The organism is Ruania suaedae (assembly GCF_021049265.1).
GTDB classification, from domain to species: domain Bacteria; phylum Actinomycetota; class Actinomycetes; order Actinomycetales; family Beutenbergiaceae; genus Ruania; species Ruania suaedae.
In genome coordinates this window covers 424,865-443,195 of the sequence record NZ_CP088018.1, presented here as the reverse complement: position 1 = coordinate 443,195, position 18,331 = coordinate 424,865, and the positions used below count along the sequence as shown (strand labels likewise).

Annotated in this window: 16 protein-coding genes; 5 read left to right on the top strand and 11 right to left on the bottom strand. The window is 71.2% G+C overall.

What is annotated here, in order from left to right; genetic code table 11:
• Positions 1–55: 55 nt before the first annotated feature.
• Positions 56–1,348, bottom strand: coding sequence for a uracil-xanthine permease family protein (locus LQF12_RS01915; protein ID WP_231054321.1), 1,293 nt, complete (start codon positions 1,346–1,348; stop codon positions 56–58).
• A gap of 103 nt (positions 1,349–1,451) precedes the next feature.
• On the opposite strand from LQF12_RS01915, the gene LQF12_RS01910 reads away from it, so the two are divergent.
• A complete protein-coding gene (locus LQF12_RS01910; protein ID WP_231054320.1) occupies positions 1,452–1,931 on the top strand; it encodes an NUDIX hydrolase in 480 nt (159 codons plus the stop codon).
• Here the strand turns inward: LQF12_RS01910 and LQF12_RS01905 are convergent.
• The 4 genes from LQF12_RS01905 to LQF12_RS01890 all read right to left on the bottom strand — a co-directional run bounded on the left by LQF12_RS01905 (position 1,921) and on the right by LQF12_RS01890 (position 6,762).
• Complete coding sequence (locus LQF12_RS01905; protein WP_290370717.1) at positions 1,921–3,003, bottom strand: 3-deoxy-7-phosphoheptulonate synthase; 1,083 nt, start codon at positions 3,001–3,003, stop codon at positions 1,921–1,923. The two genes, LQF12_RS01910 and LQF12_RS01905, sit on opposite strands and share 11 nt — an antisense overlap.
• Before the next feature lie 203 nt (positions 3,004–3,206).
• Positions 3,207–4,331, bottom strand: a complete 1,125-nt coding sequence (locus LQF12_RS01900; protein ID WP_231054319.1) for a bifunctional 2-methylcitrate synthase/citrate synthase — start codon at positions 4,329–4,331, stop codon at positions 3,207–3,209.
• Positions 4,332–4,353: 22 nt separating this feature from the next.
• On the bottom strand, positions 4,354–5,244 hold the full coding sequence (prpB, locus tag LQF12_RS01895; RefSeq protein ID WP_231054318.1) for a methylisocitrate lyase: 891 nt from the start codon (positions 5,242–5,244) through the stop codon (positions 4,354–4,356).
• Positions 5,245–6,762: an MmgE/PrpD family protein gene (locus LQF12_RS01890; RefSeq protein WP_231054317.1), complete on the bottom strand. Its 1,518-nt coding sequence runs from the start codon at positions 6,760–6,762 to the stop codon at positions 5,245–5,247.
• A 131-nt stretch (positions 6,763–6,893) separates the two neighbouring features.
• Here LQF12_RS01890 and LQF12_RS01885 point away from each other — a divergent pair, with 131 nt between their 5' ends.
• Together LQF12_RS01885 and LQF12_RS01880 are read left to right on the top strand one after the other, a co-directional pair.
• Positions 6,894–7,577 (top strand): copper resistance protein CopC, encoded by a 684-nt coding sequence (locus tag LQF12_RS01885; protein ID WP_231054316.1) that lies wholly within the window; start codon positions 6,894–6,896, stop codon positions 7,575–7,577.
• 2 nt (positions 7,578–7,579) lie between these two features.
• The gene (locus LQF12_RS01880) at positions 7,580–9,400 is read left to right on the top strand and encodes a S9 family peptidase (RefSeq protein ID WP_231054315.1); all 1,821 of its coding nucleotides are present in this window, start codon (positions 7,580–7,582) and stop codon (positions 9,398–9,400) included.
• A gap of 14 nt (positions 9,401–9,414) precedes the next feature.
• Here the strand turns inward: LQF12_RS01880 and LQF12_RS01875 are convergent, their stop codons facing one another.
• Positions 9,415–11,085, bottom strand: coding sequence for a glycoside hydrolase family 13 protein (locus LQF12_RS01875; RefSeq protein ID WP_231054314.1), 1,671 nt, complete (start codon positions 11,083–11,085; stop codon positions 9,415–9,417).
• 130 nt (positions 11,086–11,215) lie between these two features.
• Between LQF12_RS01875 and LQF12_RS01870 the strand changes: the two genes are divergently transcribed.
• Positions 11,216–12,430 carry an ROK family protein gene (locus tag LQF12_RS01870; protein WP_231054313.1) on the top strand — a complete coding sequence of 405 codons (1,215 nt, stop codon included), beginning with the start codon at positions 11,216–11,218 and terminating at the stop codon, positions 12,428–12,430.
• A gap of 17 nt (positions 12,431–12,447) precedes the next feature.
• On the opposite strand, the gene LQF12_RS01865 is transcribed toward LQF12_RS01870, so the two are convergent.
• Positions 12,448–13,215 (bottom strand): ABC transporter permease, encoded by a 768-nt coding sequence (locus LQF12_RS01865; RefSeq protein WP_231054312.1) that lies wholly within the window; start codon positions 13,213–13,215, stop codon positions 12,448–12,450.
• Between the two features lie 31 nt (positions 13,216–13,246).
• Positions 13,247–14,257: an ABC transporter ATP-binding protein gene (locus LQF12_RS01860; RefSeq protein WP_231054311.1), complete on the bottom strand. Its 1,011-nt coding sequence runs from the start codon at positions 14,255–14,257 to the stop codon at positions 13,247–13,249.
• Positions 14,258–14,318: 61 nt separating this feature from the next.
• Here LQF12_RS01860 and LQF12_RS01855 point away from each other — a divergent pair, with 61 nt between their 5' ends.
• Positions 14,319–14,948 (top strand): TetR/AcrR family transcriptional regulator, encoded by a 630-nt coding sequence (locus LQF12_RS01855; protein WP_231054310.1) that lies wholly within the window; start codon positions 14,319–14,321, stop codon positions 14,946–14,948.
• A gap of 90 nt (positions 14,949–15,038) precedes the next feature.
• Here LQF12_RS01855 and LQF12_RS01850 read toward each other — a convergent pair whose 3' ends face one another.
• The 3 genes from LQF12_RS01850 to LQF12_RS01840 form a co-directional block, all read right to left on the bottom strand.
• Positions 15,039–16,088 carry an aspartate-semialdehyde dehydrogenase gene (locus tag LQF12_RS01850; protein WP_231054309.1) on the bottom strand — a complete coding sequence of 350 codons (1,050 nt, stop codon included), beginning with the start codon at positions 16,086–16,088 and terminating at the stop codon, positions 15,039–15,041.
• A complete protein-coding gene (locus tag LQF12_RS01845; protein WP_231054308.1) occupies positions 16,088–17,353 on the bottom strand; it encodes an aspartate kinase in 1,266 nt (421 codons plus the stop codon). The genes LQF12_RS01850 and LQF12_RS01845 overlap by 1 nt, the downstream gene beginning before the upstream one ends.
• Before the next feature lie 139 nt (positions 17,354–17,492).
• A complete protein-coding gene (locus LQF12_RS01840) occupies positions 17,493–18,323 on the bottom strand; it encodes a TSUP family transporter (protein ID WP_231054307.1) in 831 nt (276 codons plus the stop codon).
• Positions 18,324–18,331 lie beyond the last annotated feature (8 nt).

Genomic DNA, 18,331 nt, shown 5'->3' with positions numbered 1-18,331 from the left:
GGTAGGGCCCCGCCTGGGGCCACTACCAGCGTTCTTTGTCTGTGCGGACCCGTCGCTACTTCTGCGTCGTGACCGAGGCCGGGCTGGCCGGCTCCGCGCTGGTGCCCCGCCACCGGGAGATCACGCGCATCAGGTGGTAGATCCCGAGCGCGGCGGCGGTCCCCAGGGCGATGCCTTCGAAAGTCATCTGCCCGGCCACCCAGGTGAAGTTCGCGATACCGACCACGAGCGCGATCCCCGCGGTCGTCAGGTTCACCGGGTCGGAGAAGTCCACCTTGTTCTGCACCCAGATGCGCGCACCCAGGATCCCGATCATGCCGTAGAGCACGGTGCCGGCCCCGCCGAGCACACCGACCGGCACGGTGGCCACCAGCTCACCGAACTTCGGCGACAGGCTCAGCAGCAGCGCGAAACCGGCCGCCACCCAGTAGGCAGCCGTCGAGTAGACCTTCGTCGCGGCCATCACCCCGATGTTCTCGGCGTAGGTGGTCGTCCCCGATCCGCCGCCGGCGCCGGCCAGCGTGGTCGCGACACCGTCGGCCAGCAGCGCGCGGCCCATGACGTCGTCCAGATTCTCCCCGGTCATCGCGGCCACCGACTTCACATGCCCGACGTTCTCCGCGATCAGCACCAGCACCACCGGAACGAACAACCCCATGACCGCGAGGTCGAACTGGGGAGCGGTGAACTGCGGCAGGCCGAGCCAGCCGGCGTCGGCGACCTGCTCGAACACGACCTCCCCGCGCAGGACGGCGACGGCGTAGCCCACCGCCACACCCAGCAGGATCGCCAACCGGCCCAGCAGCCCTCGGAAGAGCACGGTGATCAGCACGATCGCGGCGATGGTGACCACCGCGGTCACGGGCGCCTGCTGGACGTTGTCCCACGCCGCCGGCGCCAGGTTCAGCCCGATCAGCGCCACGATCGTTCCGGTGACGATCGGCGGCATCACCACGTCGATCCATCGCGCCCCGGCCAGGTGCACCACCAGGCCGACCGCGGCGAGCAGCAGACCCACCACCAGCACGCCGCCGAGGGCCGAGGCCATGCCCTGCGAGGCGGTCGCCGCGCCGATCGGGGCGATGAAGGCGAACGAGGAGCCCAGATAGCTGGGCACCCGGCCGCGGGTGATAAGCAGGAAACCGACCGTACCGATCGCGGAGAAGAACAGCGTGGTCGCCGGGGGGAAGCCGGTGAGCAACGGCACCAGGAAGGTGGCGCCGAACATCGCCACCACGTGCTGGGCACCGATGCCGAGGGTGCGCGGCCAGCTCAGTCGTTGTCCCGGCGCCACCACCTCCCCCGGTGCGATGGTCTTTCCGTCCCGGTACAGGGTCCAGCTGCCCACGGTTCTCCCTCGTGTCGTCGCGCCACGCTCGTGGCCACGCCAGAGCGTAGTAGCCGGCTGCCCTCACGCTGGAATCCCGCCACGGGCGTGCGAGGATCGCTCTATGCCGGTCCCCGACTTCGTGCTCGAGCTGCGGCGCCATGTGGGCACGGCACCCCTGTGGCTCTCCGGCGTCAGCGCCGTGGTGCTCGATCCCGCCGGCCGCGTCCTGCTGGGCCGGCGCGCCGACACCGGGCGGTGGGCGGTGATCAGCGGCATCCTCGACCCCGGTGAGCAGCCCGCGGTCGCCGCGATCCGCGAGGTGGCCGAGGAGACCGGCGTGCGCGCCGAGGTGGAGGCGCTGGTCTCGGTGATCAGCGGGCAGGAGCTCACCTATCCCAACGGTGACCGCGCGAGCTACCTCGACCTGACGTTCCGTTGCCGCTACCTCGACGGCGCCGCGCACGTGGGCGACGACGAGTCCCTCGAGGTCGGCTGGTTCGCACCGGAGGCCCTACCCGCGGATCTGCAGCAGACCTCCCGTGAGCGCATCGCCGACGCGCTCGCCCACGACCCGGCGACCGGGCCACGGTTCATCCGCTGATCGAGCCCGCCCGGCGCGCCCGAGCGGCCGCCGCGAGCTCGGCCAGCACACCCTCGGTCACCTCCCAGGACATGCAGGCATCGGTCACCGACTGCCCGTAGGTCAGCCCCGACGGCGCTGGCTCCTGGCGCCCTTCGACGAGGAAGCTCTCCAGCATCACCCCGGCCACGTCACGCTCCCCCGCCGCGACGGCACCCGCGATCTCCGTGGCCACCTGCGCCTGGCGCACGTGGTCCTTGCCGGAGTTGCCGTGGCTGGCGTCGACCACCACACCCGAGCGCCCGACGCGCCCCAACCGGCCGGCCGCGTCGCGCACGTGCTCCGCGCCGTAGTTCGGACCGCGCCGCCCGCCCCGCAGGATCACGTGCGACTCCGGGTTGCCGGCGGTCTCCACCAGGGCGGCCCGCCCCTGCGCGTCCACGCCCAGGAATGCCTGGGGTGAGGCCGCGGCCACGGATGCGTCCACGGCCACCTGGAGGTCGCCGTCGGAGGAGTTCTTGAAGCCCACCGGCATCGACAGCCCGGAGGCGAGCTGGCGGTGCACCTGGGACTCGACCGTGCGCGCGCCGATCGCGCCGTAGCTGACGGTGTCGGAGATGTACTGCGGGGAGGTGGTCTCGAGGAACTCACACCCCGCCGGCACCCCGGCGGCGAGCACGTCCAGCAGCACCTGCCGGGCCAGCCGCAGGCCGCGCGGGATGTCGTAGCTGCCGTCCAGGCCCGGGTCATTGATCAGACCTTTCCAGCCAGTGGTGGTGCGCGGCTTCTCGAAGTAGACCCGCATGACGATCAGCAGGTCCTCGGCGTGCCGCTGAGCCGCGCCGGCGAGCCGGTGGGCGTACTCGATCGCAGCGGCCGGGTCGTGCACGCTGCACGGGCCGACGACCACCAGCAGGCGGTCGTCCTCACCGCGCAGCACCTGCGCAGTCTCGGCGCGGGTCCGGGCCACCAGCGCGGCGGAGGCGTCCGGCAGGGGCAGTGCGGCGAGTACCTCGCCGGGGGTGGGCAGCGGGTCCATCCGCAGCACCCGGAGGTCGTGGGTGCGTTCGGCGGTGGTGGCGGAAGCGGTCATCTGGTCCTCATCCCTCGTGATCAGGGGCGGACCCACCGCTGGTCCCGGAGCGCCCGCCTGATATGGCGAAGGCGCGGACCTTGTGGTCCACGCCTTGGTCGGCTCCGGTCGCGCGCGTCAGCAGGATGCGGCGGCCGGAGCCGACACAAACCAATACCAACGAACCGTGTGCATGATCCGAGACTAGCAGGGACCGCCGGTGCTCAGGCCCCCGGCACCTCCCGCTGGTCCGGGCCCACGTACTCGCCCAGCGGCCGGATCAGCGCATTGGCCTCCCGCTGCTCCATGATGTGCGCGGCCCAGCCCGTCACCCGGGAGGCGACGAACAGCGGTGTGAAGATCTCGGTGTCGAACCCCATCAGGTGGTAGGCGGGCCCGGCCGGGTAGTCGAGGTTGGGCAGGATGTTCTTGCGCTCGGTCATGGCGGACTCGAGCGCCTCGTACAACGCCCCGAGGTCGCGGCGGTCGTAGTGCTCGACCAGCTCGTCCAGCACCGCCTTCATCGTCGGCACGCGGGAGTCGCCGTGCTTGTAGACCCGGTGGCCGAAGCCCATGACCTTGCGCTTCTGGCCGAGGGCCTCCTCCAGCCATGCCTCGGCGCGGTCGGCGGTCCCGATCTCCGCCAGGACGGCCATCACGGCCTCGTTCGCACCTCCGTGCAGGGGCCCTTTCAGCGCACCGATCGCCCCGGTCACCGCCGAGTACATGTCCGCGAGCGTGGAGGCGATCACCCGGGCGGTGAAGGTGGAGGCGTTGAAGGAGTGCTCGGCGTAGAGGATCATCGAGACGTTGAAGGCGCGCTCGAGCACCGCCTCGGGCTCGGTCCCGAATGTCATCCACAGGAAGTTCGCGGCGTAGCTCAGCTCCTCGCGCGGTTCGACGAGCTCCTCGCCGCGGCGGCGCCGCTGGTCGTAGGCGACGATCGCGGGCAGCTGGGCGAACAGGTACATCGCCCGGCCCTCCTCCAGCCGGCGGTCGGTGAGGCCGTCCGGCCCGGCCAGGGTGCCGTCGAACGTGCCCAGCTGACTGACGGCAGTGCGCACCACGTCCATCGGGTGCGCCGTAGCGGGCAGGGAGTCGATCAGCACCTTGGTGCGCTCGTCCAGCGGCCGCAGCGACCGCTCCAGGCGCTGCGCCTGGGCGAGCTCGTCCGCCGTCGGCAGCTCGCCGTGAAGGAGTAGGTGCGCCACCTCCTCGAAGGAGCAGCGCGCGGCAAGATCCTGCACCGGGTAGCCCCGGTAGAGCAGTGAGTTAGTCTCGGGATTGACCTTGGAGATCGCGGTGGTGTCGACCACCACTCCGGCCAGACCCTTGTGGATGTCGCTCATCGGTCCTCCTTGACGTCGATGCTCAGCGGCCGCGGTAGACGGTCGCGTCGAACTCCTCATACCCGTCGTAGTCGACCAGCTCGTACAGCCGTGAGCGGGTCTGCATGCGTTCCACGAGCGCCTCCTGGGTGCCGTCGGACGCGATCCGGTCCAGCCCGTCCTCCACCGCGCCCATCGCCAGCCGCAGCAACGTCACGGGGTAGATGACGATCTGCACACCGGCGTCGGCGAGCTGACCGGTGGTGAACAGCTCGGACTTGCCGAACTCGGTCATATTGGCCAGCACCGGCACGTCCACGGCGCTCGCGATGGTCTCGAACTCGGCCAGGTCGCGCATGGCCTCGGGGAAGATGGCGTCCGCTCCCGCGTCCACCAGTGCCTTCGCACGCGCGACGGCGGCCCCCACCCCCTCCAGCGCCCGCACGTCCGTCCGGGCCATCACGAGGAAGGCGGGGTCGCGGCGGGCGTCGGCGGCGGCGGTGATCCGCTGGGTCGCGGTGGCGAGGTCGACGACCGACTTGCCGTCCAGGTGCCCACAACGCTTGGGGTTGACCTGATCCTCGATGTGACAGCCCGCCACCCCGGCGTCCTCGAGGGCCTGGACGGTGCGGGCGAGGTTGAGCACCTCCCCGAAGCCGGTGTCGGCATCGACCAGGGTGGGCAGATCGGTCATCCGGGCCACCTGCCCGGCCCGCGTGGCCACCTCCGACTGGGTGGTCAGGCCGATGTCCGGCAGGCCGAGATCGGCGGCGATCACCGCCCCGGAGACGTAGACCCCCTCGAACCCCTTCTCGGCGATCAGCCGAGCCGAGAGCGGGTTCATCGCGCCCGGGAAGCGCAACAGCTCTCCGCTGGCGAGTGCCTCCCGCAGGCGGGTGCGCTTCGCCGTCGGGGTCAGCGTCGAGTACAGCACCTAGAACAACCCCTTCGGGGTACGGACGGTGCCGAGCAGGCCGGGGCTCGCGGCCACCGTGAGCCCGACGACTTCCTCGGCGGTCAGGTCCGGCAACCGCTGGACCAGCTCGAGGAAGCGCGCGGACTCGGCCGGCTCCAGGACGCCGTCGGAGAGCGTGCGGAACTTCTCGATGTACTGGGCGCGGGCGAACGGCCGCGCCCCCAGGGGGTGGGCGTCGGCCATGGCGATCTCCTCGGTGAGATGACGCCCGTCGGTCAGGGTGATCTCCATGCGGCCACCGAACGCCTTCTCGGCGGGATCCTCGCTGTGGTAGCGGCGGGTCCACTGCGGATCCTCGGCGGTGGTGATCCGGTGCCAGAGCTGCACGGTGTCCGGGCGGGCGGCGCGCTCGGGGGCGTAGGAGCGCTCGTGGTGCCAGTCCCCGTCCTGCAGCGCCACGGCCACGATGTAGGGGATCGAGTGGTCGAGGGTCTCGCGGGAGGCATGCGGGTCGTACTTCTGCGGGTCGTTCGCCCCCGAGCCGATCACGTGATGGGTGTGGTGGCTGGTGTGGATGACGATCCGCTCGACATTGGCTGGATCGGCCAGCTCGGGGTGGGTGCGGTGCAGGCGGCGGGCGAGGTCGATGAGCGCCTGCGACTGGTACTCGGCCGAGTGCTCCTTGGTGTAGGTGCGCAGGATGCCGTTCTTCGGCTCTCCCGGCGCCGGCAGGCTGACCCGGTAGCGGGCCTCGGCGCCGTCCAGCAGCCAGGCGATGACGCCGTCCTCGCCCTCGTAGATCGGCACGGGCGAGCTCTGCCCGCGCATCGCCCGGTCGACGGCCTCCACCGCGACCTTCCCGGCGAAGGCGGGGGCGTAGGCCTTCCAGGTGGAGATCTCGCCCTTGCGGGACTGCCGGGTGGCGGTGGTGGTGTGCAGCGCCTGCCCGATCGCGTGGAAGATCGTGGTGGTGTCCAGGCCCAGCAGGGTGCCGATCCCCGCGGCGGCGCTCGGACCGAGATGGGCGATGTGGTCGATCTTGTGCCGGTGCAGGCTGATGCCGGTGACCAGGTCGACCTGGATCTGGTACCCGGTCGCGATCCCACGCACCAGCGCTGCACCGTCGGCTCCGGTGTGCTGGGCCACGGCGAGGATCGGAGGGATGTTGTCCCCCGGGTGGGAGTAGTCGGCCGCGAGATAGGTGTCGTGGAAGTCGAGCTCGCGCACCGCGACGCCGTTCGCCCACGCGGCCCACTCCGGGCTGACGCGCAGCTCGGAGCTGCGGCCGAACACGCACGCCCCCGGGTGGTAGGGGTGGGCGAGCGCCTGCCCGCGGGCGGCGACCACCGGTTCACGCAACAGCGAGGCGGCCGCGACGGCAGCGTTGTCGATGATGCGGTTGATCACCATGTCCACCACCTCGCCGGGCACGTCGGCCGGGTCGGTGGCCACCTCGGCCATCTTCCAGGCGAGCTGCTCGCGTCGCGGCAGGTTCTCGCTGCTGGGGTGGACCCCCACCTCGTGGGTGATCGGCATCGATGGTCCTTCCGACGGCGGGCTCGGCCTGGCGCGCGGCACGCACCCCCTGCAATGTATCCACATCGGACGCCTGCCCGCCCGGTGATCGCCGACGCCACCCCGCCCTTGCGCGGGCTTACCCTGAGGGCATGCGCTCACCGCTCGACCGTCTTCCGGTCCTGGCTGTTCTCGTCACCGTGATCGCCGCCCTGGCCCTCCCGGCGGCTCCGGCCGCCGCGCACAGCGCGCTGATCTCCTCCGACCCGGAGGACGGCACCACCCTGGAGAGCCCGCCGGCCGAGCTGGTGCTCACGTTCAACGAGGACGTGCTCGAGATGGGCACCAGCATCGAGGTCACCGGTCCCGACGGGGCGGAGGCCTCCGACGGCGACCCCCAGCTGGACGGGCCCGCGGTCACCCAGCCGCTCACCTCGGACCTGCCGGCCGGAGAGTACTCGGTGGTCTGGCGGGTGGTCTCCGCCGACGGGCACCCGATCGACGGCGAACTCACCTTCACCGCCACCGCCGGGGCAGGCGAGGAGCCGCCCGAGGGCAGCGACGGCGAGACCGAACCGGCCGACGGCGAGCAGACGTCCGAAGCCGCCACGCCCACCGAGGACCCCACCGGCGCCGACGGCGACCCCTCCGGTGAGGAGTCGGCGACCACGACCGCGGCCCCGGATGAGGACCCGGCCGTTGCGGGCGCGGACGGCGCGGAGGGTGAGCAGGACGAGGGCCCCGGCGCCGGGCAGATCGCGCTCTTCGTGGTGATCGCGCTCGCCGTGATCGGCGGCGTCGCGATTCTGCTGATCCGCTTCCGGCGCCAGGGCTGAGCATGCGCACCGCCCCGATCGGCCAGGCCGAACAATGGCCGCGCCCGGACTGGGAGCGCCGGTTCCGGTCCCGCCGCTTCGGGTTGCCCGAGTGGGCGATGCTCGCCCCCGATCGGGCGGTGGTGGTCGCCAGTGTCGGTGGCACGCTCGAGGTGCACTCCTGGACACCCTCGACCGGCTCGCTGGTGCGCGCCACCGAGCGTCGCAACGGCACCACCGATGCCACCATCGATCCGGCCGGGCGGTGGATCTGGTGGTTCGACGACTCCGACGGCGACGAGTTCGGCCGGTGGCGGCGGCAGCGATTCGGGACCACCCCCACCCGCGACGCCGAACGACCGATCCCGCTGCCGGACGGCTACGACGCCGGCCTGCTGCTCGCCGAGGACGGGACCGTCGTCATCGGGCGCAGCGGTGACTTCGGCACCCAGATCCACACCCTCTACGTCGGACCGGCCGCCGCCGGCACCGACCCCCGGTTGCTGTACGCCCATCCGGAGTCCGCCGAGGCCGCGGCGCTGAGCCGGGACGGGAACCTGGTGGCGATCGAGCACTCCGAGCGCGGCGACGCCCGCCACCCGGCCCTGCGCGTGCTGCGGGTGGACACCGGCGGCGCGGTGGCCGACCTCGACGACGGCCCCGGCCACGGGCTGTCCGCGCTCGGGTTCGCCCCGCTGGCCGGCGACACGCGGCTGCTCGTGCGGCACGAGCGCACCGACCTGGGCCAGCTGCTGGTCTGGGACGTCGCCACGTCCGTGGTGCGCCCGATCGACCTGGGCCTGCCCGGGGAGGTGGCGGATGCGCAGTGGTACCCGGACGCGCGCGGGTTGCTGGTGGCCGTCGACCACGAGGCCAGGACGCTCACCTACCGCTACGACGTGGTGGACGGGACCGTACGGCAGGTGGGGGCCGCCGTCGGGACGGTCTCGGGCGCCACGGCGCGTCCGGACGGTGAGGTGTGGCTGGCCCGGTCCTCGGCTGCGGAGCCCAGGGACGTGATCGCGGCCTCGACGGGCGCGAGCCTGGTGGATCTGGGCGGCAAGCACGTCCCGGGGTCGGTACCGGTGGAGGACGTCTGGGCCGACGGACCGGGTGGGCTCGTGCACGCCCTGCTGCGGCGGCCCGAGGGCGTCGAGGAGCCCTATCCGGTGGTGGTGGAGGTGCACGGCGGGCCGACGTGGCACGAGTCCGACTCGTTCAGCCCGTACGCGGCCGCCTGGATCGATCACGGGTTCGCGGTGCTGAGCGTGAACTACCGCGGCTCGACCGGATACGGCAACGCCTGGCGGGACGCGCTGGAGGGCCGCGTCGGGCACACCGAGCTCGAGGACGTCGCAGCGGTGCACGAGGCGCTGGTGCAGGCCGGGGTGGTGGACCCGCAGCGGTCGGTGCTCGCGGGCGCCTCGTGGGGCGGGTACCTGACGCTGCTTGGCCTGGGCACTCAGCCCGAGCGGTGGGCGCTCGGGGTGGCGGGTGTGCCGGTGGCCGACTACGTCGCCGCCTACGAGGACGAGATGGATGGGCTGCAGGCGTTCGACCGGTCACTGTTCGGCGGCTCGCCCACCGAGGTCCCCCAGGCCTACGCGGATGCCTCGCCGATCTCGTACGTGGGCAAGGTTCGCGCGCCGGTGCTGATCCTGGCGGGCCGGAACGACCCGCGCTGCCCGTTCCGGCAGATCGAGAACTACGTCGAGATGCTCCGCTCGCACGGCGGCGAGGTGGAGACCTACCTCTACGACGCCGGGCACGGGTCGGTCGTCGACGACGAGCGGGTCCGTCAGATGCGGGCCGAGCTGGAGTTCGTGCTGCGGCGCCTCGCCTGATCCCGGCGCGGCTGCTAGCGGCGGAGCCAGGCGGTGGTGGAGCCGGGGAGATGGCCCTCCGCCGTCAGCGGGCTGCTGGTCAGCAGCACCTCACCGGCCGGGAGCACGACGGCGTCCGCTCCGAAGTTCGTCACGCTCATCCAGCCGTTGGGCCGGGTGAAGGCGAGCACCTGGTCCTCACCCGTGTCCAGCCACTCCAGGGTCTCCTCGGACTGTAGCCGGCTGCGCAGTGCGAGCGCCTCCCGGTACATCGTCAGGGTGGATCCGGGCACACCGTCCTGCGCCTGCACGGAGTAGCTGCCGAACCACTGCGGCTGCGGCAGGTCGGGCTCGGCGGAGCCGAAGCCGAAAGAGACGCCGTCGGTGGTCCAGGGCAGCGGCACCCGGCATCCGTCGCGGCCGATCTCCGCGCCCTCGGTGCGGAAGAACGTCGGGTCCTGACGGCGGCCCGCGGGGATGTCGGGCACCTCGTGCAGCCCGAGCTCCTCCCCCTGGTAGAGGTAGGCCGATCCGGGGAGCGCCAGCTCGAGCAGGGTGGCCGCGCGGGCGCGGCGTAGCCCGAGCTCGTGGTCGAGCACCGGATCGGTCCCGCCGGTGCGCAACCAGGCCGAGCCGGCCTTGCGCTCGTCCCCCGCCCGCGGCGGCAGACCGTACCGAGTGGCGTGACGGACGACGTCGTGGTTGGAGAAGACCCAGGTGGTCGAGGAGCCGGACTCGGTGGCGAGCTCGAGGTTGAAGGTGATGATCTCGCGGAACTGCGCGGCGTCGAAGTCGGCCTCGAGCAGGTCGAAGTTGAAGGCCTGGCCCAAGCCGTGCGCGCTCGCGTACCGCCAGCGCCGGTCGGCCGGCACCCACGCCTCGGCCACCGCGATGCGGGGCGGGTCGTAGGAGTTGAACACCTCGCGCCACTCGGCGTAGATCTCGTGCACCTCGTCGCGGTCCCACATCGGGTGGGTGCCGTCCTGCGGCATCGCATCCAGTGCCTGCTGGCTCGGCAGCTCGGCGGGCAGGTCCTTGGCGAGCCCGTGCGCGACGTCCACGCGGAAGCCGTCCACCCCGCGTTCGGACCAGAACCGCAGCGTGTGCAGGAAGTCGGCGCGTACCTGCGGGTTGTCCCAGTTCAGGTCCGGCTGCTCCTTGGCGAAGAAGTGGTGGTACCACTGCCCGTCGGCCACCTGGTGCCAGGCGGGCCCACCGAAGGTGGAGCCCCAGTCCGAGGGCGGCTCTGCGCCGTCGGGGCCCGTGCCGTCCCGGAAGATGTAGCGGTCGCGCTCGGGCGAGCCCTTCGGGGCGGCCAGGGCGGCCTTGAACCACTCGTGCCGGTCGGAGGTGTGATTGGGCACCAGGTCCACGATCAGCCGGATCCCGGCACCGTGGAGGGCAGCGACCATCTCGTCGAAGTCCGCCAGCGTGCCCAGCTTCGGGTCGACGTCGCGATAGTCGTCCACGTCATAGCCACCATCGGCCAGCGCCGAGGGGTAGAACGGGCTCAGCCAGACGGCGTCGATCCCCAGCGCACTGAGGTAGCCGACCTTCTCGGTCACCCCGCGCAGATCGCCCAGGCCGCTGCCGTCGGAGTCGGCGAAGGCCCGTGGGTAGATCTGGTAGACCGCGGCCTGCCGCCACCACGTGGCATCGGCGGACAGGGCCGAGGGGGTGAGGTCGCTGGACTGGGTGTGCGTCATGAGGGTGGTGCTCTACCTTCTAGTCGGTTCGGCTGGGTCGCCTGGCATGGCCGAGAGTCGCCGTACGAGAAAATCTAGCACCTAGATTTATCCAGCGGATCATGGCCCGGAGGTCCACTACAGTCGCAGAATGCTCCCTCCGGTCTCGGCCTCGCAGCACTGGCGCCGCAGCAATGCGGCCACGGTGCTGCGCAGCGTCTGGCACGGAACCGCGTTCACCGCGAGCGACGTCATCGCCACCACCGGGTTGACGAGATCGACTGTCCTGGGTCTGTGCGACGAGCTGGTCGAGCGTGGCTGGATCACCGAGCTCGAGGACGCCCGCAGCGCAGGCACCTACCGCAAGGGGCGGCCGGCACGACGCTACGCGTTCGCCCCTCGCGCCGGCTACGTCGTCGGGGTGGATGCCGGGGTGCACCGGATCACGGCGGCAGTGGCCGATCTCGGGGGAACGCACTGCGGCGACGCCGAGATCCAGATGGACGAGACCGCGGCGGCGCCGCGCCGCGAGGCAGTGGTGGCGGCGTTGGACCAGGCACTGGAGCGTGCCGGCATCGGCCAGGACCAGGTGCTCATCGTCGTCACCGGGGTTCCCGCCCCGATCGACTCCCACGGCGCCACGCCCGCCGGCCACGACTTCTGGCACCGGATGAACCCCGGGCTCGCCGACGCGCTCGCCCGTCCCGGACGCTCGATGGTCATCGAGAACGATGCCAACCTGGCGGCCGTCGCCGAGGGAGCGATCGGGGCCGGTTCCGGCCTGGACTCCTTCGCCGTGCTTCTCTCCGGCGAGCGGTTCGGCGCCGGCCTCATCGTGGACGGCGAGCTCCTGCGCGGACGCGGCGGTGGCGCCGGAGAGCTGCGCCTGCTCAGCCTGGTGGAGGGAGTCGGCGGACCGGAAGGGCTGGCACACGTCGCTCGGGAGATGGCGCGAGACGCCATCGCGGCCGGCACGGTCCCGGTCGATTCGGCGTTGCTGAGGGCCGGTTCCCAGGGCCCCGACGCCGAGCACGTGTTCGCGGCCGCACTGAACGGCGACCCGCTCGCCACCGCCATCGTGGCCCGCCTCGCGGACCGGCTGGCGCGGGTGTGCGCCGTGATGGCGACCATGCTCGACCTCGACCGCGTGGTGGTGGCCGGCGCGATCGCACCGGCGGCAGAGCCGGTGGTCGCCCAGGCCACGGAGCTGCTACGGGAGTACACCCATCCGCCGCACCCCACGATCACCGCGTCCACGCTCGGGGCGGACGTCGTTCGGACGGGTGCACTCCAGCGAGCGATCGCGCTCGTGCGCGCCGACCCGCTCGGGCTACCTGGGAGTCTGGCGCGCCAGGGCGATGGATAGCGGCCCCGGTGCTCGGGTCACTTCCGATGGACCAGCGCACGGGTGGTAATCAGCAGGCCCAGCGCAGTCCAGAGCGCCAGCACCAGCAGATCGCGCCCGTCGGCGGTGAAGACGTCGGACGCGATGCTCGCACGTATGAGATCCCCCGCGGGCTGGATGGGCAGGATCGCGTGCAGGGTCTGGAACCAGTCCGGCAGCTCACTCGCCGGGAAGGTGATCGGCGAGAACAACAGCACGAGGAACACCAGGACCTGCGAGACCAGTTGGGCCACCATCGCCGGCAGGGTCACTGCGATCGCGTATCCGACGCTGGTCGCCATCGTCGTCACCAGCAGCGAGGCGAGGATGAGCAGCGGCCAGTCGAAGGAGAACGTCAGGCCGTAGCGCAGCCACGCCACGAGGAGGCCGATGGCCACCCCCGGCAGCGCGATGAGCGTCCACACCACGAGGTCCACCAGCAGCAGTAACGGCCGCGACACGGGCAGTGCGCGCTGGTAGTCCAGCGCACCGGACGCCCGGGCGCGGGAGACCCCCTGGGGGACGATGACAAGACCGATGGTCAGGAGCAGGATGGTCGGCGTGCCGGAGGACAGCAGGAGGGCACTGTCCGGCGTGATGTCCGGGATCAGGAATCCGAACCCGAGGATCACCCCGGCGGCCAGCATGGCCTGGACGACGACGATGAGCGGCAGCATCGCGCCGATCGTCGCCAGCGACCAGCGCAGCAGGGTGGCGAAGCTGCTCCACAGGCCCACCTGGACCGGCGCGATCGGCTCGAGTCTCACGTCGGGGGATACGGGCGCGGTAGCTGGGGATTCAGGCATCGGTACTCTCCTGACTGGTCGATGGGGCGGGGGCAGCGTCCTCGGTGAGAGCCAGGTAGGCGTCCTCGAGCGTCGCCGGCGCGAGCGAGAAGCCCTCGATCCGGTCCTCGGCGTGCTCGGCGGTGGCCCAGGACACGGCGGCTGCGGCCTCGCCGGCCGCGACCGTCAGCAGGGTGCGCCGTCCGGTTCTGACGCGGCGCAGCACCGCAGGGCCCAGACCATCCTCGGACGGGTCCACACCATCAGGCGGAAGCTGGAGTTCCAGGCGCAGGTCGCTGTCCTGGGTCCCTCGCAGCCGGGCAGGCGATCCGTGGGCGAGGAGCCGGCCCCGATCGAGAATGACCAGCTCGTCCACGATCCGCTCAGCCTCGGCGACGTTGTGGGTGACGAGCAGCACGCCACTACCCCGATCCCCGCGGCGGCGCACGGCATCCCAGAGCAGGCGGCGCCGGGAGGCATCGATGTCGTTGGTGGGCTCGTCCAGGATGAGCAACGGGGTGGGAGCCGCCACGGCCATGGCGAAACCCGTGAGCCGTCGGATCCCACCGGAGAGGCCTCCGCCCTCCGGCAGAGCGCGCCGGTCCAGCCAGGGGCCGATGTCGAGCTCGTCGGCCACGTTCGCGGCCGCCGCACGAGCATCGCGGGAGGAGAGCCCGCGCAGACGGCCGGCGATCTCGATGGCTGCACGCGGGGTGAGTCCGTCGATGGGGGCTTGTGCCTGCGGCTGAAGGGCGACGTGGCGACGCGCCGTGGCCGGATACCGCACGGCGTCGGCGCGCCCCACCCGGATCTCACCGGCGTCAGGCTTCAGCAGGCCCACCACCTGGGAGACCAGCGTGGTCTTTCCTGCCCCGTTGTGACCCAGCAGCCCGACGACCTCGCCGGCACGGACGCGCAGCGAGATGCCGTCATTGGCGAGAACATCTCCGTAGCGGCGGGTCAGGCCGGCGACGCTCAGCACGTCGCGACCCGAACCACCATCCCGGATACCGTTGGTATTCATGTACCGACAGTATCTGGATACTGTCGGTACATCAAGATCGTGGCTCCTCTACCCTGGAAACATGACCCAGCTTCCGGATCCTCTCTCCCGCCGGGACCGGCAGCGGCAGACGCGCGAGGCATTGATCTTCGCGGCCCGCAGCGTGTTCGCCGAGGACGGATTTCATGCGGCGAGTCTGGACCGGATCGCGCGCGAGGCCGGCTTCTCGAAGGGGGCCGTGTACTCGAACTTCGAGGGGAAGTCCGGCCTGTTCCTGGCCGTCATGGACGCGAATCTCGAACTCGCGGAAGCCGATCTGGACGATCCGTTCGAGCGGACGTCGAACCCGGCCTCCACCGGAAAGGACGTCGCGGAGCGCGAGGGCTACCCACCAGGGGCCACCCAGGGCTTCGCGCTGGCCACGCTGGAGTTCATCGCCAGCGCAGCGCGCGACGAGACGGTCGCAGCGCAGTTGCATGAGCGCCTCGCGGCGGTTCTCGCCTACTACAGTGCGATCGCGCAGAAGGGCCGCGCCGATGACGAGACGCTGACTGTCTCGGAGGTGGGCACGCTCCTGGCGGCGCTGGATCAGGGTGCCGGCCTGATCCTGCTGGCCGGCGACATCGCGCCGGATCCCGACCTGTTCAACGCGGGGATGCGTCGCCTGGTCGACCCGGCGCGAGCCCTGACCGAGCGCGCACCGGAGGCGTGAGCTGCAACGCAGAACGCCCGCCGATCGGGCCGCTGTCAGCGACTCGATCGACGAGCGTTCATCGCGTGGAGATGCGGGTTCCGCGTGTGCTCAGGCGGGAGCGCCCTGCTTGGCGGCCACCAGCTCGGCCACCTGGATCGCGTTCAGCGCGGCGCCCTTGCGCAGGTTGTCCCCGGCGATGAACAGGGCGAGACCACGTCCGTCCGGCACGCCCGGATCCTGGCGCAGGCGTCCCACGAAGGTGTCGTCCTGACCCGCGGCGAGCAGCGGCGTCGGGACGTCGGCCAGCTGCACCCCCGGTGCGCCGGCCAATAGCTCCTCGGCGCGCTGCGGGCTGAGCGGGCGCTCGAACTCGGCGTTGACCGAGAGAGCGTGACCGGTGAAGACCGGAACCCGCACACAGGTGCCGGAGACCAGCAGCTCGGGCAGACCGAGGATCTTGCGGGACTCGTTGCGCAGCTTCTGGTCCTCGTCGGTCTCGCCGGACCCGTCGTCGACGAGGCTGCCGGCGAGGGCGACCACGTTGTAGGCGATGGGGGCGACGTACTTGACCGGATCGGGGAAGCTGACGGCCGACCCGTCGTAGGTCAGGGCGGTGGTGTCCTGGTCGGCGGTGCCACGCACCTGGCTGTCGAGCTCCTCCACCCCGGCGAGCCCGCTCCCCGAGACTGCCTGATAGGTGGAGACGATCAGCCGTTGCAGCCCGGCTTCGGCGTGCAGCACCTTCAGCGCCGGCATCGCGGCCATGGTGGTGCAGTTCGGGTTGGCGATGATGCCCTTGCGGGCCTCATCGATGGCCTCGGGGTTGACCTCCGAGACCACGAGCGGCACGTCCGGATCCATCCGCCAGGCGGAGGAGTTGTCCACCACGACGGCACCCGCCTCGGCGAAGCGGGGGGCCTGCGCCTTGGAAGTGGATCCGCCCGCGGAGAAGAGCGCGATGTCGATGCCGCTCAGGTCCGCGGTGGCGGTGTCCTCGACGACGATCTGCCGGCCACGCCACTCCAGGGTGGTGCCGGCCGAGCGCGCGGAGGCGAAGAACCGGAGCGAGTCGACGGGGAAGTCGCGCTCGTCGAGGAGCCGGCGCATGACTGCCCCGACCTGACCGGTGGCGCCGACGACGGCGACGTTGACGCCCATCAGCGGCCCGACCCGCCGTAGACCACGGCCTCGACCTTGTCCGCGTCCAGCCCGAACGCGGTGTGCACCGCGCGCACCGCCTCGTCGACGTGCTCGCTCCGGGTGACCACGGAGATCCGGATCTCGGAGGTGGAGATCATCTCGATGTTGATCCCGGCGTCACGCAGCGCGCCGAAGAGCTTGGCGGAGACGCCCGGGTGGGAGCGCATGCCGGCGCCGACGAGCGAGATCTTGCCCACGCCCTCGTCGTACTGGACCTCCTGGTAGCCGTACTCTGCGGCGAGCGCCTGCAGCGCGGCGCGGGCCTGCTCGCCCTGCTCGTGCGGGAGGGTGAAGGAGATGTCGGTGACGCCGGAGCGGTGCGCCGAGACGTTCTGCACGATCATGTCGATGTTCACGCCGGCAGCCGCGACGGCCTCGAACAGCTGAGCGGCGCTGCCGAGCACGTCGGGCACGCCCAGGACCGTGATCTTGGCCTGGGAACGGTCGTGAGCGACGCCGGAGATGAGCGGTTGTTCCATGGATCCTTCTTCCTGGTCGGTGACGAGCGTCCCGTTGTGCTGGGAGAACGAGGAGCGGACATGGATCGGCACGCCGTGGCGGCGGGCGAACTCCACGGCGCGTAGGTGCAGGATCTTGGCACCGTGCGCGGCCATCTCGAGCGTCTCCTCCATGCTGATGCGGTCGATGCGCCGTGCGGAGGGCACGATCCGCGGATCGGCCGTGAACAGGCCGTCCACATCGGTGAAGATCTCGCAGACCGAGGCGTTCATCGCGGCGGCCAGGGCCACGGCGGTCGTGTCCGAGCCGCCACGCCCCAGCGTGGTGACGTCGTTCGTCTCCTCGGTGACCCCTTGGAAGCCGGCCACGATGGCGACGGCGCCGGAGTCGAGCGTCTCGAGGATACGGCTCGGGTTGACTGTGACGATGCGCGCGTTGCCGTGCGAGGTGTCGGTGATCATCCCGGCCTGCTGGCCGGTGAACGCCTGCGCGTCGACGCCCAGCTCGTGGATGGCCATCGAGAGCAGGGCCATCGAGATCCGCTCACCCGCGGTGAGCAGGATGTCCATCTCCCGAGAGGGGGGCGCAGAGGAAACCTGATCGGCCAGGTCGAGCAGCTCATCGGTGGTGTCGCCCATGGCGGAGACCACCACCACTACGTCGTTCCCGGCCTGCTTCGTCTCGGTGATCCGTCTCGCCACGCGCTTGATGCTGTCGGCATCCGAGACGGATGAACCACCGAACTTCTGGACGATGAGTGCCACTGGGCGCTCCGGGGGGTTGGGATCAGAGGCAAAAGCAAACGGTTCATGATACCCGGGCCGCACCGGCCGGCTCCGTGCTCGTCCGGATCCCGATACCTCGCCCGACCCAGGTCGGGCCCGGCCGGGCGCCCGACGGAGGTCATCGCCCGTGCGCCACGTCCCACCCGAGTTTGACGATCAGCACGCTCACGACGAGCACGAAGGCGATCCGGATGAATCGGCTTCCTCGTGCCACAGCCGTGCGGGCGCCGACGTAGGCACCGAGCATGTTCGCCAGCCCGAGGGCGAGCCCGATCCCCCACAGCACGGCGCCGTGGGGGACGAAGAAGATCAGTGCGCCGAGGTTCGTGGCGAAGTTCACGATCTTCGCCAGCGCGGTGGCAGGCAGGAACGCGTACCCGAGCACGCTGACCAGCCCGATGACCAGGAACGAGCCGGTACCGGGACCGAGCAGACCGTCGTAGGCGCCGATTCCTGCTCCGAGCAGCATCGCCGCGCCGTAGTGGTGGTTGCCGCTCCAGCGCAGCTCGGTGGACACCCCCACCTGGGGCCGCAGCACCGTGTAGACCGCGACGGCGACCAGCACGACGATGATGATGGGTTTGAACGCCTCCGCCGGGATGTTCGCCGCCAACGCCGCTCCCCCGATGGCGGCGAGCAGTGCCGCCAGGGCCGTCGGAGCCGCGGTCCGCATGTCCGGATGGACCCGCCGGTAGTAGGTGATCGAACTGGTGGAGGTGCCCATGATGGAGCCGACCTTGTTCGTCGCGAGCGCCTGGACCGGGCTGATCCCGGGGACCAGCAACAGCGCCGGCAGCTGGATCAGGCCACCGCCACCCACGACGGCGTCGACGAATCCGGCGGCGAGGCCGGCGAGGACCAGCAGGAACAGCACCCAGACGGTGATCTCCAGCCCACCCGACCCCGGCAGCGAGATCGTCGCATCGGCCAGCTCGGCCAGACCACTCATCGGGTCAT

What these genes read in the sequence shown, in the direction of transcription:
- LQF12_RS01910 (WP_231054320.1), top strand. Translation starts at nt 1,452, where the DNA reads ATGCCGGTCCCCGACTTCGTGCTCGAGCTGCGGCGCCATGTGGGCACG.
- LQF12_RS01905 (WP_290370717.1), bottom strand. Translation starts at nt 3,003, where the DNA reads ATGACCGCTTCCGCCACCACCGCCGAACGCACCCACGACCTCCGGGTG.
- LQF12_RS01900 (WP_231054319.1), bottom strand. Translation starts at nt 4,331, where the DNA reads ATGAGCGACATCCACAAGGGTCTGGCCGGAGTGGTGGTCGACACCACC.
- LQF12_RS01890 (WP_231054317.1), bottom strand. Translation starts at nt 6,762, where the DNA reads ATGCCGATCACCCACGAGGTGGGGGTCCACCCCAGCAGCGAGAACCTG.
- LQF12_RS01885 (WP_231054316.1), top strand. Translation starts at nt 6,894, where the DNA reads ATGCGCTCACCGCTCGACCGTCTTCCGGTCCTGGCTGTTCTCGTCACC.
- LQF12_RS01880 (WP_231054315.1), top strand. Translation starts at nt 7,580, where the DNA reads ATGCGCACCGCCCCGATCGGCCAGGCCGAACAATGGCCGCGCCCGGAC.
- LQF12_RS01875 (WP_231054314.1), bottom strand. Translation starts at nt 11,085, where the DNA reads ATGACGCACACCCAGTCCAGCGACCTCACCCCCTCGGCCCTGTCCGCC.
- LQF12_RS01870 (WP_231054313.1), top strand. Translation starts at nt 11,216, where the DNA reads ATGCTCCCTCCGGTCTCGGCCTCGCAGCACTGGCGCCGCAGCAATGCG.
- LQF12_RS01860 (WP_231054311.1), bottom strand. Translation starts at nt 14,257, where the DNA reads ATGAATACCAACGGTATCCGGGATGGTGGTTCGGGTCGCGACGTGCTG.
- LQF12_RS01855 (WP_231054310.1), top strand. Translation starts at nt 14,319, where the DNA reads ATGACCCAGCTTCCGGATCCTCTCTCCCGCCGGGACCGGCAGCGGCAG.
- LQF12_RS01850 (WP_231054309.1), bottom strand. Translation starts at nt 16,088, where the DNA reads ATGGGCGTCAACGTCGCCGTCGTCGGCGCCACCGGTCAGGTCGGGGCA.
- LQF12_RS01840 (WP_231054307.1), bottom strand. Translation starts at nt 18,323, where the DNA reads ATGAGTGGTCTGGCCGAGCTGGCCGATGCGACGATCTCGCTGCCGGGG.